Genomic DNA, 14,857 nt, shown 5'->3' on the forward strand with positions numbered 1-14,857 from the left:
CTTTTAAGCTATAGTTTTCAGGAGATACGCACCCTACATGTCCATTCATCCACAGGTTTTCCTTCCCATGCCCGGACATGTTTTACATCAATCAGTTCTTCACCCGGCTTTTTCGCAGTAAAACGGAATACCCGTTCTCCCCCACTGCCCACCACGTTTTTCTGATTACTTTTCCCCTGCTGATAAGTTTCCTGAATCTCAAACAGCTGATGCTCAGAATTTACTTTCCAGCCATATCCTGTAGATGGGTTTTCAGCAAGGGTCAGTTCGATCACCTGACCGACATCCATTTCCATTAAGGATGGGCATTTCTTTTTCAGTGTATAGACATGCGTCTGTCCATCTACAGTTGGGCTCATACTCCCACACCCTGCAAGCAGGATTGCACCTGTCATCAGAACCAGTAACTTTTTCATTCAATCGGACTCATTTACAACAGGCTTCTAGCCTTTTACTTTTTCAATCCATTGAATTGAATTTACACGAAATAATTCACATGCACCATCACCGGTGTCATCAGGTGTCAGCGAAGACGTCCACACCAGATCTTTGTCCTTGATCTCCACCAGCTCACCTTTCAGCCGGACCAGATCGCCACGTTTTACATTTTTAATCTGAGCTGCAACTGCAGGACTGGCAGGAATAATATGCATATTGGACACCATTTGCATTGCCTGACTGGCAGGAACAGGGAGACGGTCCATTTTCCAGTTCAGATAACGGTCATACTGATTTACGCTGATGTGACGGGCAATTTCAGGTTCAGCAAACAGTCCCCAGCTCACTGCATAATCAATCGGTGAGAACTTTGCCTGTTCATCTTCGGTATAGACTTTTGAGCCTAAAATACGAAAATCACCTTTAAATAGCTGCAGTACCGAAATAGACTGATCCTTCATGACAGGCGCTAACCCTTTAGCAATATTATCGGCTGCAGCATGACTCTGTATTGCGAGCATGGCCAGCACACTGCTGATAATGAGTTTAAATTTCATCTGTTTCACCTGTACATTCCCCAAACTGAACAGGCATGATAAAACATCTGTCTTAAGCAATTTTTAATTTACAGTAACAATATGAATGAATTCCGTCATATTTTTGTCGTCATTCTCTGTTTATTTCTGTCCACCATAAAACTATCAATAAGAGAAACACATGCTTTATAAATTTTATCAGCAGCATATTTTTCCTCATCTGCTTAATCAGGTGATGCAGACTCCAGCTCTGATGGATCTACGCCGTGAGCTGTTACTTCTTGTGCAGGGTGAAGCGCTTGAGATTGGTTTTGGGACTGGGCTGAATCTACCGTTTTACCAGAATGTCGATTTAATTTATGCGCTGGAGCCAAGCACTGAAATTTATCAACTCGCGCTGGATCGTGTACACCATAATCCCTTTCAGGTGCGTCATATTCAGGCAGGTGCAGAAAAGTTGCCTTTTGCGGACAACAGCCTGGATCATATTGTCAGTACATGGACCATGTGCAGTATTGCTGACCTGGATCAGGCATTAAAAGAGATCTTCCGTGTTTTAAAACCTTCAGGTACTGTGCATCTGGTTGAGCATGTCCTGCACAATGAAAACCGCAGAATCCGACAGTTACAGCATCTGCTGACACCAGTACAGAAACGCCTGGCGGATGGCTGCCATCTGAACCGTAATATTGAACAGCAGATGCTTGAACATGGATTTGTCTTTACGGAAAAGCAGTACATTGCTGCCAAAGGCATCCCTGCCCCAGGTCAACTGATGTTCCTTGCCAGAGCCACTAAATCTGCTGTTAACCTAGTATGACCAGGGACTCTATCAACACCTTCTGACACTGAGGGTTTCTGTGCAAGGGCTGATAATAACCATGACGGTTCTTCACAGACTCAACACCGACCCTATAGCCTGCCAGACGGATAATCTGCCCTTTTTTCAGCTTCCGCAGTGTTTTAGCAACAAAGGCATTATCTGCGATCACATTGATATTAAAGGTGTGTTCTTTCAGCTCAGGACTGACACTGTTCAGATAACTCATATCTGCATAAATACAGCGATTTTTCTGGCTGTAGTCCAGTCCTTTCAGATAGGTCGACTGCGCATAAGGTGCTTTTAACAGCAACAGATCCACAGTGCTGATATCACTGAATTCATGATGATTACTGGTACTGGTGGATCTGAGATGTCGTGAACTGTGTCGGACTCCATATATTTTTTTCGCAGCCACAATGTAGTCACCCGAAAAATCATCTCTTTTTTCAATCACCACACTCTGCTGCAAAGCAGGTGTTTTCATATCAGGAATGGTTCTGAAATACTTTGACCAGATCCACAAAGGCGCAATCACACACAGAATACAGACAGCCAGCTGTTTCATATTTTCAGAAAATTTCTATAAAATGATAAAAATCATGACATTATTCAGTCATTAAAATCAATACGTATGGTTTCAAAACGTACCCGTCCCTCACGTATTGCCTCAGCAATTGCCTGCTGCCCCCGGGTCAGTCTCGCTCCACCACTTTTAATATCAATCAGAACCACTTCTATATCTTCCGCTGAACCATCGCCATCCCTGAAATCTGTATAACCATCGAACACGACATAGTCGACCGGATCACCCAGAAAGCGTGCATCGCTCGGTAAATACTGAAATTCAGGCAGTACAGGTGCAAACTGCTCTGCCATTTTTCCTTTTAAAACCGCACGGCTGGTATTTACACTGCGTTTCTGAGCCTGAGCCATTGCCTGCTGGTGCTCCAGTTCAAGCTCGGCAATATACTGTTCATATTCAGCACGGATACGACCATTGCGGGTATTGCTCAGAATAATGGTGGTCAGTACAATTCCTATAGCTGCACCGATCAGCATTGCCATCCACACCGACATCAGAAACTCCCTGTGGTCAGTTCCTGAAAACTGTGATTAAAATTTAAGACTTTTGTCATGTGTCATAACCGTGTCACAAAAGAGTGATATGCTAGGGTGGTATATAATAAAACCTTACGGTGTCATGAGAACTATATTAATTGCCAATCAGAAAGGCGGTTGTGGCAAAACCATTACAGCGATCAGTTTAGCATCTGCTTTAGCACAAAAGGGATATAAGGTTGCACTTGCAGATGCAGACAATCAGAAATCTTCTCTGCAATGGTTGAAGCAACGTCCTGAAGAAGTGGCTCAGATACAGAGTCTGGACTGGCGTCATGAAAAATCCATCGGTGAAGTGCCTAAAAATATTGATTATCTCATTATTGATGCGCCAGGCGCACTCTCCGGCGAACATGCAGAGCAGCTGGTCAGCGAAGCACATGCCATTATCACACCGTTACAGCCCTCTTTTTTCGATATAGACAGTACCCGCCGTTTCCTGAAACATTTACAGGATATCAAACGTATCCGCAAAGGAAAGGTGCAGATTCTGTTACTGGCAAACCGTGTTAAACCCAACAGCTCAAGTTCAAAAGATATTCAGGATTTTTTCAGTAAAATTGAACAGCAGCCTGTTGCCTGGATTTCTGAACGCTCTGCCTACGGTCAGCTGGCCATGCAGGGTCTGAGCATTTTTGACAAAACACAGAAGAATTTTTTAAGCATCCAGAGCCAGTGGCAACCGGTGCTGAATGCCATCGTGGATGATCCTGGTGAATGGTTCTGAAGCATTCTTTATCAGAAATCAGGAACATAATCTTTACAATACTTACTGGGTGCTCATTCTCGGACGCCTTATTTTCAGTTAAGATGGCTGAGATTTAAAAAATTAGACAGTGAATACCGTGGTGCAACAGTACGCGTCGACTTTACAGAAACTCCTCCTGTTCGGATTGCTTTTTTTCCTTCTGTTCCTGGGCTTTCATGTGCTCAAGTATTTCATTGTCCCTGTTTTATGGGCAGCAATTATTGCGTACATGACCTGGCCGCTGTACCGCTCCATTCAGCGTTTATGTAAAAATAAAGCGACGCTGAGTGCAACCCTGATGATCAGCCTGATCGTGCTGGTGATCGGTATTCCCCTGACCATGGCTATTTTCATGCTCCAGCATGAAGGTCGCAATCTGTATTATGAACTGCAGAAACAGGTTTTTTCAGGTCATCTTTCTGTTCCTGACTTTATCCGCAATTTACCGATTATTGGTAAGGAAGTCAGTCGTACCTTACGTGAAATCAACCACGATCCAAATAGTATCATTCAGTCTGTGTCGCTGTGGATTCAGAGCCACCTGAATTACGGAAAAGTCCTGTTTAACGAAGTCACTAAAAACATTGTCAAACTGTGTTTTGCAGTCATGTCCCTGTTTTTCTTTTACCGTGATGGACAGACCATTTTGAATCAGGTCAGCAAAGCACTTGAAATGGTGGTTGGTCCACGCGTACATCACTATCTTTCCACCATTTCAGACACCACACGTGCTGTGGTCTATGGTGTAGGACTGACAGCGGTGGCTCAGGCTTTCCTGGCCGGAATCAGCTATTTTGTTGCCGGTGTACCTAACCCAATGGTACTGACCATTGTCACCTTCCTTTTTGCACTGATTCCTTTCGGTCCCCCAGTTGCCTATACCGCTGTGTCACTGTGGCTGTTTTCACAGGGACAGACCATCGAAGCCATTGGCGTAATGATCTGGGGTGTCTGTATTGTCAGTACCGCAGACAATGTTATCCGCCCTCTGGTCATTTCAGGCGCAACCAAAATTCCGTTCCTGCTGATCATGTTCGGTGTACTGGGAGGACTTGCAAGTTTTGGTCTGGTGGGACTGTTTATTGGTCCGGTCATTCTGGCAGTTCTGCTCGCTATCTGGCGTGAATGGTTGCATGAAACCAATGAGCAGGAAGCACTGTTAATGCCTAAAGCCACACTGGTTTATGACATCACAGACGAGACTGATCAGAACAGTTCATCCTGATCAGGTTAAAAAAGTCATACACAGCTCTGCCAGATAGAGCTTGTACTGATCGCATACCTTTGTTTGAATGAAAATATTCTTCATAAAACAGGAAATAAGTGATGTCCATTCAGAATGCAGTTGGAGCTGTACTACTCAGCTCCATTTTCGCTGCGGGTTGTGCATCAACCGGCAGTACCTCTGGCAGTCAGTCTGCTGCTTCAAAAACTGTAGATATTCATGCAGTCAGTGCTCAGGGTGTCGGGCAAAAAATCGGAACCGTTGAGTTTAAAGACAGCCTGGCTGGACTCGCCATTACGACAAAGCTCTCTGAGTTACCACCAGGACCACATGGCTTCCATATCCATGAAAAAGGCTCATGTGAAGCTGCTGAAAAAGACGGAAAAATGACTGCTGCACTTGCCGCTGGTGGACATTTCAACCCTGAACAAAGAGCAAATCATGGCAACCCGCTTGCAGGACATAAAGGTGATCTTCCTGTACTGAATGTAGATACTTCTGGACATGCCAATACCAGATTACTGGCGCCAAGGCTGAAAGTTGCAGATATTGAAGGTCTGGCTGTCATGGTACATGCCGGTGGTGACAATTATTCTGATACACCTGCACCACTGGGTGGTGGCGGAGCACGTATTGCCTGTGGTGTCATTCAATAACTGAAAGTATTGTGGATAAGTTCAGACTTATGCACATACACCAGATTTCAATAAAAAAATGCAGATGAAAGTCTGCATTTTTTATTGCCATTGGCAACGATCAGCATCTGATTGAAAATCATGGATTTCAAAAAAATACTAAAATTAATTTCAGTCCAGACCTGAAATGTTAAAATAAACTTCATTTCATACAAATCTGCGACCTTGTGAATACCGCCCATAGCATCTTTAAAAGCTTTCAGAACAGTTTTCTGCTGATGTATTGCTTACAGATTTTTATTGTTCTGTCAGGGACAACACTGGGCTTATATTTCACAGGTTTTGAAGCGTTAATTGTACCTGTGACACTGGGCGCGATTGCCACGGCGCTGACTGATTTTGATGACCGACTCAGTATCCGCTTGCGTAATCTGCTGTACGTCTGTGTGCTGTTTTTTGCAGTCAGCAGTATTCTTGATTTTTTACATCCCCACAAGTTTTTATTTATTCTGTATTTAGCCCTGTCCAGTGCAGTACTCATGCTCATGGGCGCACTGGGACAACGCTACGCCACGATCTCATTCGGCACAGTGTTACTGTCCATCTATACCATGTTTGGACTGGGTGAATACAGCGAGTGGTATCTGCAACCCAGCTACTTCGTACTGGGCGCATTATGGTATGGACTGAGCTCCATTATTTTTTATTTGCTGAAACCCACTCAGGCTGTTCAGGACAATTTAGCACAGAGTTTTCTGGCGCTGGCTGACGTACTGAACCGTAAAGCCACCCTGTTTGACCCTGACAACACTGATAATACTGAAACACTGCTGTACGATCTTTCCCTTAAAAATTCCGCTGTAGTCCAGCAACTGAATCTGACAAAAGCATCTCTGCTGACCCGGTTAAAAGCATCCCGTGCCAATAAACACACCATTTACTGGCTGAATCTGTATTTCCTGGCTCAGGACATCCATGAACAGGCGACGTCCAACTATCTGCATTATGAAAAAATTCATGAAAACTTCAGCCGTACTGATTTGATTTACCGTGTGCAGAAAAATGTCCGCTTACTGGCTCAAAACTGCCAGCAGCTGGCGGTGTGTGTCGTACAGCAACAGCATTTTCAGTTCAGTCAGGAGCATGAACAGGTACTGCATAACCTGGAAGCATCCATGAACACATGGATTGCAGAAAACCCACAGAATCTGGAAGTTCATAATTTATTACTGGTGCTGAACAATTTACACAACGTGCAGGTGCAGTTTAAAAATCTGAGCATTGAACAGGAACAGTACCAGCAGAGCTACAGCCGACATCAGCATGATCTGAATTTACTGGATGATGATATTCACGGTGTACAGGATTTATGGCTCAAAATCAGCCAGCATCTGACCCCTGCCTCGGCTTTATTCCGTCATGCCGTCAGAATCGCATTTGTGTTTACCGTAGGCTATGCCATTTCCCTGCTGCCCTTCGCTAAAAATGGCTACTGGATTTTACTGACCAGTTTATTTGTCTGTCAGACCAGTTATTTCGCCACCAAAAGTCGTCTGAAACTGAGAACTTTAGGTACTGTCTTAGGTGTACTGCTGGGGATTCCTGTGCTGTATTTTGTCCCTGGTGTTGAGGGCCAGCTTGTACTGACTATTGTATTTGGCGTGTATTTTTTCTATTTGCGCTCAAAAAAATACGCCATGGCAACACTCATGGCAACCCTGATGGTTCTGCTGATTTTCAATTTAAAAGGTGCAGGCTATGCGGTCATACTGCCCCGTATTATTGACACATTACTCGGATGTGGAATCGCCTGGCTTGCTGTCAGCTTTATCTGGCCCGACTGGAATTTCCGTAATATTTCCAACAATATTTTAAAAAGCACTCAGGCAACTTTAGATTATTTCGATGCCATTGTGCAGCAGTATCAGCATGGTCGGGATAACAGTATGCAGTACCGCAAAGCCCGTCGTTTTGCACATAATGCACAGATTGAACTCTCCAGCATGATTTCCAGTTTAAGCACTGAACCCAATCCCAATAAAGATTTAATCCATTACTCTTTCCGTTACCTGGTCTACAGTCACAGCCAGCTGAGCTATATTTCCGCGCTGGGCAGCCATCGCGAACAGGTTACTGATCCTCAGATTCTGGACTTACTGCTCTGGTGTAAAAACACGCTCTCGGATGTGTTATTACAGCAGCATGCACTGGATGAAACCCTGATAGAAAATCAGTTAAAGGAAATTCAGCAACGGAGTACGCAGCCTGATCTGTCTCCAGATCTGCGCTTAACCTTAAAACAGATCAGCCTGATTCTGGAAACTCTGCCCGAACTGATCAAACTGAGAAAAAATCTGCTCGACATGGAAATTTTATAAGGTACAAACCACTCATTTATCTAAGTTTTTAATTTATTTAATTTTTGTATAAATTGATCACAGGATAGGCTAAACTCGAGATTCATTCTCATTTGATTAAGTGACCATGAATATCAAATCTTTACGTATCGTCGGTTTCCTTGAAGGTCTTTCTTTTCTTCTCCTCCTGTTTATTGCCATGCCAATGAAATACATCTGGGACAATCCCGTCCTGGTCAAATATGTTGGAATGGGTCATGGTGTGCTGTTTATTTTATTTCTGATTGTGCTGTTTGTGGTCTGCGAAAAACAGAAATGGTCACTTAAAATGTTTTTACTCGGACTGATTGCCTCGATTTTACCTTTTGGACCTTTCGTCTTTGATCATAAATTAAAGAAGTTTGAACAATAATTTACTCCCTCACCCCAGCCCTCTCCCTAAGGAGAGGGAGTACATGGGAGAGTGATTAAAAGAGTAAAGGAAGCTTTGTTAAAACTCCCCCTGAGCTTTACGCTGCTGCATAATATTTTTCAGAACAGCTCTTGGCGCTGTGAACCACAAAGCAATCAAGGCGACACATGAAACCGCATAAGCCCATAAGTGGAAATGCTCATACATGACACGTACCAGTTCAATCACGGCAAAAAACATCAGCATTAAAATGACTGAAACCGTTGCTGCCACGGTACCTTTTGAAACCTCGGATGACATTAAAGCAAAACGGTAAAGCACGGAGAAACTGATCCCCTCGCCAAAACTCACCAAAGTCATCCCTGCAATCACACAGAACAGAAAATACTCCTGCCAGATGACCCCAGCCAATACAGTTGCAGTTCCCAGCAACATCAGCGGTAAACCCACCAGTACAGTTTTGCCCAAAGCCAGACGGTCAATCACACGAATCAGCACAATATTGCCAATAATCAGCCCCCCCAGTACAGGAAACTGCGCCAGACCATACTGCATACTGCTGAGTCCCAGTTCTTCCACCAGCATGACCGGTGACAGGGCAATCCACAGCATCAAAGGCATCGCCACCATAGGCAGCCCCAGCGTCATGGCTAAAAAAGTTTTATTTTTCAGAACTTTTTTATAGTCATCCCAGATATAACTGAGAGGCTGTTTCGGAATACTCTGCTGTTGCACTGGCATTTTGGCTTTCAGACCAAACCAGCTGAGGAATGCTAAAAAGGCAATGCCAATAAATCCCCAGTGCCATGACACATGATCAATTAAAAATGCACCTGCCACAGGTCCAATCAGTGGAGCAAGCAAAGAAATATTTGCCATGAGTGCCATCACTTTAATGGCATCACGCTCTTCAAAAGTTTCCTGGATTGCGGCATAACCTACCGCTGCAATCACAGACAGGCCAAAGCCCTGCAAAAATCTTAAAGCAAGAAAACTCTCAATATTGTGAGTCAGTAAAATCAGCAGACAGGTCACAACAAAAAATGCCACCCCTGCCAGTAATACTTTTTTCCGCCCAATCCGATCCGACAGTGGCCCCAGTAATGCCGCAACACAGGCACCACCCAGTAAATAAAAGGACATGGAGGATGGTGCCCAGCTGCTGCTCACGCCAAACTCTCTGGTAATGGCAAGCATGGCAGGTTGTACCAGGTCATTACCGATATAAACTGAAAATTCGAACAGCACCAGTGCCAGTGGGAACATGAATGTTGCCCGACTGAGTCTGGTGGTCTGTTCAATCTCTATACTGTTTTTCATTTTAGTCTACATATCTGAATTGTGCTGTCATGCGGGCATATCATTCAAGCTGTACAAAATTGCTTTACTGATCTGCTGTTCTTATAAAATGCGCTGAAATAAAACAGCAGATATAAATATCCTTTCCTGTTCAATAAAAAGAGAACAGAAAACTGTGTGCTGTATTTTTAAATACATACACGTCAGCGCAATGACAGACACCGAAAAAATAAATTGAAATTGTTAAATCTGCTTAGATAAAGCAAGTCAAAACACCGTATTCACAAGGTGTCTATAGAAGATTTTGATATGTGAGATTTTACCGAATCGACAAATATGTACACAGGATTCAGTTGTGACAGTCTAACACACGTTCATTTCATGTCAAAGTTGAACATTTTTTATTCTTAAGATATTCTAAATTCTCTATAAGCAAATATGAATAATTTAAATGAAAAATAAGAATCCTGTAGCCATGATCATTATTGGTATTGTTTTATTCCTCATTGGTGGAGGGCTGTATTTGAACAGTTCCAAGCCAGCGATCAGTGCAGAAGAGCAGGCACGCTGTGAAACATCAGTTCAACAAAAATATGGTGAAAATTCCAGTTCCATTATTGGCAGCTGTAAAACCGATACTGGCTTTGTTGCCATGATGAATGCTCAGGCAAATGGTGCCACTTCAGCTGAAGAAACTGCCAAAGCGATCAGTTCAGCCAACAACCAGGAACTCGGTTTAGGCTTTTTCGGTAAATTCCTGACGGGTCTGTGTGTCGGTATTGGTATCGTCATGTTTATCAAAGGTATTATCGGTCTGAAAAATAAAGAAAATCCTACTGTTTAACTTTTCTTAAAGCACTTTTAAAAAGCATGTCATCGACCTGATAGCATGCTTTTTCTTTATTCATCTTCTAAAACTCTGGATTTGATGAATGTGCCCTTTTTAATATCATCAAATGCTTCGAGTATTTCATCATAGGTGTTCATCACAAATGGACCATGACCATTGATGGGTTCCTGCAGTGGTTTGCCTGTTAAGAGCAATAATTTACAGTGCTGTAATGCGGTAATTTCAAAATTCTGTTCCAGATTCGACATAACAGCCAGTGACTGTTCCTCAAAGATTTCATCCTCTGGCTGAAACTGCGCTTTGCCTGAACGTAAATACACAAGCGTGGTATCTCCTGCCCCAGCGGGTAAAGTTACTTTCTGCCCTGCTTTAATTTCTATGTCTAAAACATTGAGTGGTGAATGTACTTTTGCAGGTCCTCGATGTACTTGGTTATTTTCATCCACATACATACCTGCGATGACGCGTAATGTTCCTGCTGAATTTGGCAGTTCAACCATAGGAATATTGTCTTTACGCAGACTTTGATAGCGCGGTGGATTCATTTTGTCTTTGGCAGGTAAGTTGACCCACAGCTGCACCATTTCAAAGTATCCACCCTGTCTGGAGAATGCTTCGCTAAAAACTTCTTTGTGTTCTACACCTGAAGCGGCGGTCATCCATTGCACATCGCCTGCGGAGACAATCCCACCTCCGCCTGTTGAGTCGCGATGTTCGAGTTCGCCCGAAAATATCAGGGTAACAGTTTCAAATCCACGGTGTGGATGTTCGCTTACACCCTTTCGTAAATTGGTCGGTTTTAAGATGCCTGGACCTAAGTGATCGAGTAAGAGGAATGGTGAAACGGTATTGCCCAGTTCATAGTGTGAAAAGACTGAAAGCACAGGATAAAAATCGCCAATGGCAAAACGAGTATCGTTACGATGGATAAAGGCAAGGGTTTTCATGTTGTTATACTGATGAATTTAGACTCGTTAAAGCATAATTCATCAGTATGCATCGCTCAATCATTTGAATGCGTTTCAGTGTTCTATCCTTGGAATGATTTACAATTAAAAGCTACAGAAAATGACTGCGAATATTCTTCAACTCATCCTCGCAATCAAATCTAAAGCTATTTCAAATATTAACCATAAAAATGCTGTTTTAAACTAAAGCTATATTCTGTTAAATATTGCTGTAATTTTTCCACATCATTGGTTGGCTCAATCGCTCTTAAATTCAATGCTTCAATTTTATCATTCAGCAATTTTAAAATCTGAGCCTGTTCTAACTCAGGAACCTGAGCCTTTTCTTTCTGTTGTTTTTTAATTTCTAAATAGTCTTCCGCCCAATGTCGTAACGGATCATTTGAATCTATTTGCGCGAATAGTTCAGTAATCAATAATTCAGGCATGATTTGTTGGGTTGCCAATTCTGCTGACATCAAACCACGAATCGAATAGAACACTTTTTTATAGGTAAAGTTATCTGCTGTTTGCATCACATTCATCCCACCTTTTGCCAAAGATAAATAATGATAATACAAAGCCTTATAATCTATCCGTTCGAGTAGCCCATCTCGAAATTTTTCCCATTCTGGAAATTGATTAAAATAGACAATATGCGCACGTACCCACTCCAAAACGGTTGGGTTGCTTTTGGCGAGTAAGCCAAACATTTTATTGAGATCGAATGATACAAAGTCAAAATCACCATCCATGATTTCGATCAAATCACGGTGTTGGCGATAGTCATAATATTGGGCTTTTGATGGCAGGTGAAAACCGCGCACATCGTAGTCACTGTCTGGACTTGCCATACCCCACAAACGACTACCACTTTCGATATAAAACAGTGGATGTTCATCTCTGTTCTGGAATAAGTTCTGGATTTCTTGTTGGATGTTCATTAAGAGATGGATCCGTAAATTTGAACAACTCCTATAAGTGATATTCTGCTCCTCAAATGATGTTATAAACATCAATATATGGAGTATTTTATGGCACGTAGACAGAGATGGATCCGTAAATTTGAACAACTCCTATAAGTGATATTCTGCTCCTCAAATGATGTTATAAACATCAATATATGGAGTATTTTATGGCACGTAGACCAAGAAGAAATCATTCAAATGATTTTAAAGCTAAGGTAGCACTTGCTGCGATTAAAGCAGAAAAAACACTTGCTGAATTGAGTGCTGAGTTTGATGTTCATCAAAACCAAATTATTGACTGGAAAAATCAATTGATCTCAGCTTCCTCGCAAGCTTTCGATCAATCAAAAGCTCCAACAGAACCACCCATCGATCTAAAAAAACTACATGCAAAAATCGGTGAGCAGGCATTAGAAATTGATTTTTTAGAAGGTGTGTTGAAGAAACTGGGCCGCTTCAACCACAAAAGTTAATCGACGACTCACTTCAGATTTCAGTATCTAAGCAAGCTAAGCTGCTGAAAGTCTCCCGTGGTTGTTATTACTATCGCCCAAAACCTGTGAGTGCATCAGATCTGAAGCTGATGCGATGTATTGATGAATTACATATGCAATATCCTTTTGCAGGCAGTCGTATGATGCGTGATTTGTTGAATCGTCAAGGACATCATATAGGACGACGTCATACACGTACTTTAATGAAGAAAATGGGTATTCAGGCGTTATATTGCAAACCAAATTTAAGCCAGGCTAATCAAGCTCACCGTAAATATCCATATCTGCTCAAAGGGTTGGCTATTCAGCGCAGTAATCAAGTGTGGTCTACGGATATAACGTATATCCCTATGGCAAAAGGCTTTGTTTATTTATGTGCTGTGATTGATTGGCATAGCCGCAAGGTACTTGCGCATAGGGTATCGATTAGTATGGAGGTGGATTTTTGTATTTCGGCTTTAAATGAAGCGATTGAAAAATATGGTCGACCTGAAATATTTAATACAGACCAAGGCAGCCAGTTTACCAGTGATGCATTTATTGATGTATTGAAATCAAATGGCATTCAAATCAGTATGGATGGTAAAGGTCGATGGGTAGATAATGTGATGGTTGAACGATTATGGCGGAGCGTTAAATATGAAGAGGTGTATCTCAAAGCTTATAGCAGTGTCACAGATGCGAAAAAGCAATTAAGTGCATATTTTGAGTTTTATAATTTGAAACGACCTCATTCGAGTCTAGACAAAATGACACCAAATGAGTTTTACTATGATCAGCTACCCCAACAAAACAAGGTGGCTTAACTAGAGCGGAATATCACTTATAAATACGCTTTTAGTTGTTCAAACAAGTGGGACCACCTCTGACCAAGAAGAAATCATTCAAATGATTTTAAAGCTAAGGTAGCACTTGCTGCGATTAAAGCAGAAAAAACACTTGCTGAATTGAGTGCTGAGTTTGATGTTCATCAAAACCAAATTATTGACTGGAAAAATCAATTGATCTCAGCTTCCTCGCAAGCTTTCGATCAATCAAAAGCTCCAACAGAACCACCCATCGATCTAAAAAAACTACATGCAAAAATCGGTGAGCAGGCATTAGAAATTGATTTTTTAGAAGGTGTGTTGAAGAAACTGGGCCGCTTCAACCACAAAAGTTAATCGACGACTCACTTCAGATTTCAGTATCTAAGCAAGCTAAGCTGCTGAAAGTCTCCCGTGGTTGTTATTACTATCGCCCAAAACCTGTGAGTGCATCAGATCTGAAGCTGATGCGATGTATTGATGAATTACATATGCAATATCCTTTTGCAGGCAGTCGTATGATGCGTGATTTGTTGAATCGTCAAGGACATCATATAGGACGACGTCATACACGTACTTTAATGAAGAAAATGGGTATTCAGGCGTTATATTGCAAACCAAATTTAAGCCAGGCTAATCAAGCTCACCGTAAATATCCATATCTGCTCAAAGGGTTGGCTATTCAGCGCAGTAATCAAGTGTGGTCTACGGATATAACGTATATCCCTATGGCAAAAGGCTTTGTTTATTTATGTGCTGTGATTGATTGGCATAGCCGCAAGGTACTTGCGCATAGGGTATCGATTAGTATGGAGGTGGATTTTTGTATTTCGGCTTTAAATGAAGCGATTGAAAAATATGGTCGACCTGAAATATTTAATACAGACCAAGGCAGCCAGTTTACCAGTGATGCATTTATTGATGTATTGAAATCAAATGGCATTCAAATCAGTATGGATGGTAAAGGTCGATGGGTAGATAATGTGATGGTTGAACGATTATGGCGGAGCGTTAAATATGAAGAGGTGTATCTCAAAGCTTATAGCAGTGTCACAGATGCGAAAAAGCAATTAAGTGCATATTTTGAGTTTTATAATTTGAAACGACCTCATTCGAGTCTAGACAAAATGACACCAAATGAGTTTTACTATGATCAGCTACCCCAACAAAACAAGGTGGCTTAACTAGAGCGGAATATCA

15 protein-coding genes and 1 pseudogene are annotated in these 14,857 nt (G+C 42.1%); 9 read left to right on the top strand and 7 right to left on the bottom strand.

Annotated features, from left to right (window positions below):
* Window positions 1-17 precede the first annotated feature (17 nt).
* Both CDG60_RS16275 and CDG60_RS16280 read right to left on the bottom strand, forming a co-directional pair.
* A complete protein-coding gene (locus tag CDG60_RS16275) occupies window positions 18-416 on the bottom strand; it encodes a protease inhibitor I42 family protein (RefSeq protein ID WP_227542892.1) in 399 nt (132 codons plus the stop codon).
* Window positions 417-443: 27 nt separating this feature from the next.
* A complete protein-coding gene (locus CDG60_RS16280) occupies window positions 444-995 on the bottom strand; it encodes a hypothetical protein (RefSeq protein WP_087512871.1) in 552 nt (183 codons plus the stop codon).
* A gap of 160 nt (window positions 996-1,155) precedes the next feature.
* Between CDG60_RS16280 and CDG60_RS16285 the strand changes: the two genes are divergently transcribed.
* Complete coding sequence (locus tag CDG60_RS16285; RefSeq protein WP_087512872.1) at window positions 1,156-1,794, top strand: class I SAM-dependent methyltransferase; 639 nt, start codon at window positions 1,156-1,158, stop codon at window positions 1,792-1,794.
* Here CDG60_RS16285 and CDG60_RS16290 read toward each other — a convergent pair.
* Complete coding sequence (locus CDG60_RS16290; RefSeq protein ID WP_087512873.1) at window positions 1,781-2,362, bottom strand: hypothetical protein; 582 nt, start codon at window positions 2,360-2,362, stop codon at window positions 1,781-1,783. The genes CDG60_RS16285 and CDG60_RS16290 overlap by 14 nt on opposite strands.
* A 44-nt stretch (window positions 2,363-2,406) precedes the next feature.
* Window positions 2,407-2,874, bottom strand: coding sequence for a Holliday junction resolvase-like protein (locus CDG60_RS16295; protein ID WP_087512874.1), 468 nt, complete (start codon window positions 2,872-2,874; stop codon window positions 2,407-2,409).
* 124 nt (window positions 2,875-2,998) lie between these two features.
* Here CDG60_RS16295 and CDG60_RS16300 point away from each other — a divergent pair, with 124 nt between their 5' ends.
* The 5 genes from CDG60_RS16300 (at window position 2,999) to CDG60_RS16320 (ending at window position 8,293) form a co-directional block, all read left to right on the top strand.
* On the top strand, window positions 2,999-3,643 hold the full coding sequence (locus CDG60_RS16300) for a ParA family protein (protein WP_087512875.1): 645 nt from the start codon (window positions 2,999-3,001) through the stop codon (window positions 3,641-3,643).
* A 121-nt stretch (window positions 3,644-3,764) separates the two neighbouring features.
* Entirely contained in the window at window positions 3,765-4,889 is a 1,125-nt protein-coding gene (locus CDG60_RS16305) for an AI-2E family transporter (protein ID WP_171405467.1), read from the top strand.
* A gap of 101 nt (window positions 4,890-4,990) precedes the next feature.
* A complete protein-coding gene (sodC, locus tag CDG60_RS16310) occupies window positions 4,991-5,545 on the top strand; it encodes a superoxide dismutase family protein (RefSeq protein ID WP_087512877.1) in 555 nt (184 codons plus the stop codon).
* Window positions 5,546-5,751: 206 nt separating this feature from the next.
* Entirely contained in the window at window positions 5,752-7,902 is a 2,151-nt protein-coding gene (gene yccS / locus CDG60_RS16315) for a YccS family putative transporter (RefSeq protein WP_406565293.1), read from the top strand.
* A 106-nt stretch (window positions 7,903-8,008) separates the two neighbouring features.
* Window positions 8,009-8,293: a DUF3817 domain-containing protein gene (locus tag CDG60_RS16320; protein WP_087512879.1), complete on the top strand. Its 285-nt coding sequence runs from the start codon at window positions 8,009-8,011 to the stop codon at window positions 8,291-8,293.
* A 78-nt stretch (window positions 8,294-8,371) separates the two neighbouring features.
* On the opposite strand, the gene craA is transcribed toward CDG60_RS16320, so the two are convergent.
* A complete protein-coding gene (gene craA / locus CDG60_RS16325; RefSeq protein ID WP_087512880.1) occupies window positions 8,372-9,613 on the bottom strand; it encodes a chloramphenicol efflux MFS transporter CraA in 1,242 nt (413 codons plus the stop codon).
* 430 nt (window positions 9,614-10,043) lie between these two features.
* On the opposite strand from craA, the gene CDG60_RS16330 reads away from it, so the two are divergent.
* The gene (locus tag CDG60_RS16330; protein ID WP_087512881.1) at window positions 10,044-10,436 is read left to right on the top strand and encodes a hypothetical protein; all 393 of its coding nucleotides are present in this window, start codon (window positions 10,044-10,046) and stop codon (window positions 10,434-10,436) included.
* Window positions 10,437-10,492: 56 nt separating this feature from the next.
* Here CDG60_RS16330 and CDG60_RS16335 read toward each other — a convergent pair whose 3' ends face one another.
* Together CDG60_RS16335 and CDG60_RS16340 are read right to left on the bottom strand one after the other, a co-directional pair.
* Window positions 10,493-11,389 (bottom strand): pirin family protein, encoded by an 897-nt coding sequence (locus tag CDG60_RS16335; RefSeq protein ID WP_087512882.1) that lies wholly within the window; start codon window positions 11,387-11,389, stop codon window positions 10,493-10,495.
* Between the two features lie 179 nt (window positions 11,390-11,568).
* Complete coding sequence (locus CDG60_RS16340; RefSeq protein ID WP_087512883.1) at window positions 11,569-12,333, bottom strand: nucleotidyltransferase domain-containing protein; 765 nt, start codon at window positions 12,331-12,333, stop codon at window positions 11,569-11,571.
* A 191-nt stretch (window positions 12,334-12,524) separates the two neighbouring features.
* Between CDG60_RS16340 and CDG60_RS16345 the strand changes: the two genes are divergently transcribed.
* Window positions 12,525-13,657 (top strand): IS3-like element ISAba14 family transposase gene (locus CDG60_RS16345; RefSeq protein WP_223155595.1). Its coding sequence is split into 2 segments (ribosomal slippage): window positions 12,525-12,777 and window positions 12,777-13,657, totalling 1,134 coding nucleotides; the frame shifts between segments, so codons are not numbered across the junction.
* Between the two features lie 63 nt (window positions 13,658-13,720).
* Window positions 13,721-14,841 (top strand): annotated as a pseudogene (locus tag CDG60_RS16350) (IS3-like element ISAba14 family transposase); the annotation flags it as partial.
* Window positions 14,842-14,857: the final 16 nt, after the last annotated feature.

It is taken from the genome of Acinetobacter chinensis (genome assembly GCF_002165375.2).
GTDB lineage: Bacteria > Pseudomonadota > Gammaproteobacteria > Pseudomonadales > Moraxellaceae > Acinetobacter > Acinetobacter chinensis.

Coding starts and splice junctions, on each gene's coding strand:
- CDG60_RS16320 (WP_087512879.1), top strand. CDS start 8,009: ATGAATATCAAATCTTTACGTATCGTCGGTTTCCTTGAAGGTCTTTCT.
- sodC (WP_087512877.1), top strand. CDS start 4,991: ATGTCCATTCAGAATGCAGTTGGAGCTGTACTACTCAGCTCCATTTTC.
- craA (WP_087512880.1), bottom strand. CDS start 9,613: ATGAAAAACAGTATAGAGATTGAACAGACCACCAGACTCAGTCGGGCA.
- CDG60_RS16335 (WP_087512882.1), bottom strand. CDS start 11,389: ATGAAAACCCTTGCCTTTATCCATCGTAACGATACTCGTTTTGCCATT.
- CDG60_RS16280 (WP_087512871.1), bottom strand. CDS start 995: ATGAAATTTAAACTCATTATCAGCAGTGTGCTGGCCATGCTCGCAATA.
- CDG60_RS16275 (WP_227542892.1), bottom strand. CDS start 416: ATGAAAAAGTTACTGGTTCTGATGACAGGTGCAATCCTGCTTGCAGGG.
- CDG60_RS16285 (WP_087512872.1), top strand. CDS start 1,156: ATGCTTTATAAATTTTATCAGCAGCATATTTTTCCTCATCTGCTTAAT.
- CDG60_RS16330 (WP_087512881.1), top strand. CDS start 10,044: ATGAAAAATAAGAATCCTGTAGCCATGATCATTATTGGTATTGTTTTA.
- CDG60_RS16340 (WP_087512883.1), bottom strand. CDS start 12,333: ATGAACATCCAACAAGAAATCCAGAACTTATTCCAGAACAGAGATGAA.
- CDG60_RS16300 (WP_087512875.1), top strand. CDS start 2,999: ATGAGAACTATATTAATTGCCAATCAGAAAGGCGGTTGTGGCAAAACC.
- CDG60_RS16295 (WP_087512874.1), bottom strand. CDS start 2,874: ATGTCGGTGTGGATGGCAATGCTGATCGGTGCAGCTATAGGAATTGTA.
- CDG60_RS16290 (WP_087512873.1), bottom strand. CDS start 2,362: ATGAAACAGCTGGCTGTCTGTATTCTGTGTGTGATTGCGCCTTTGTGG.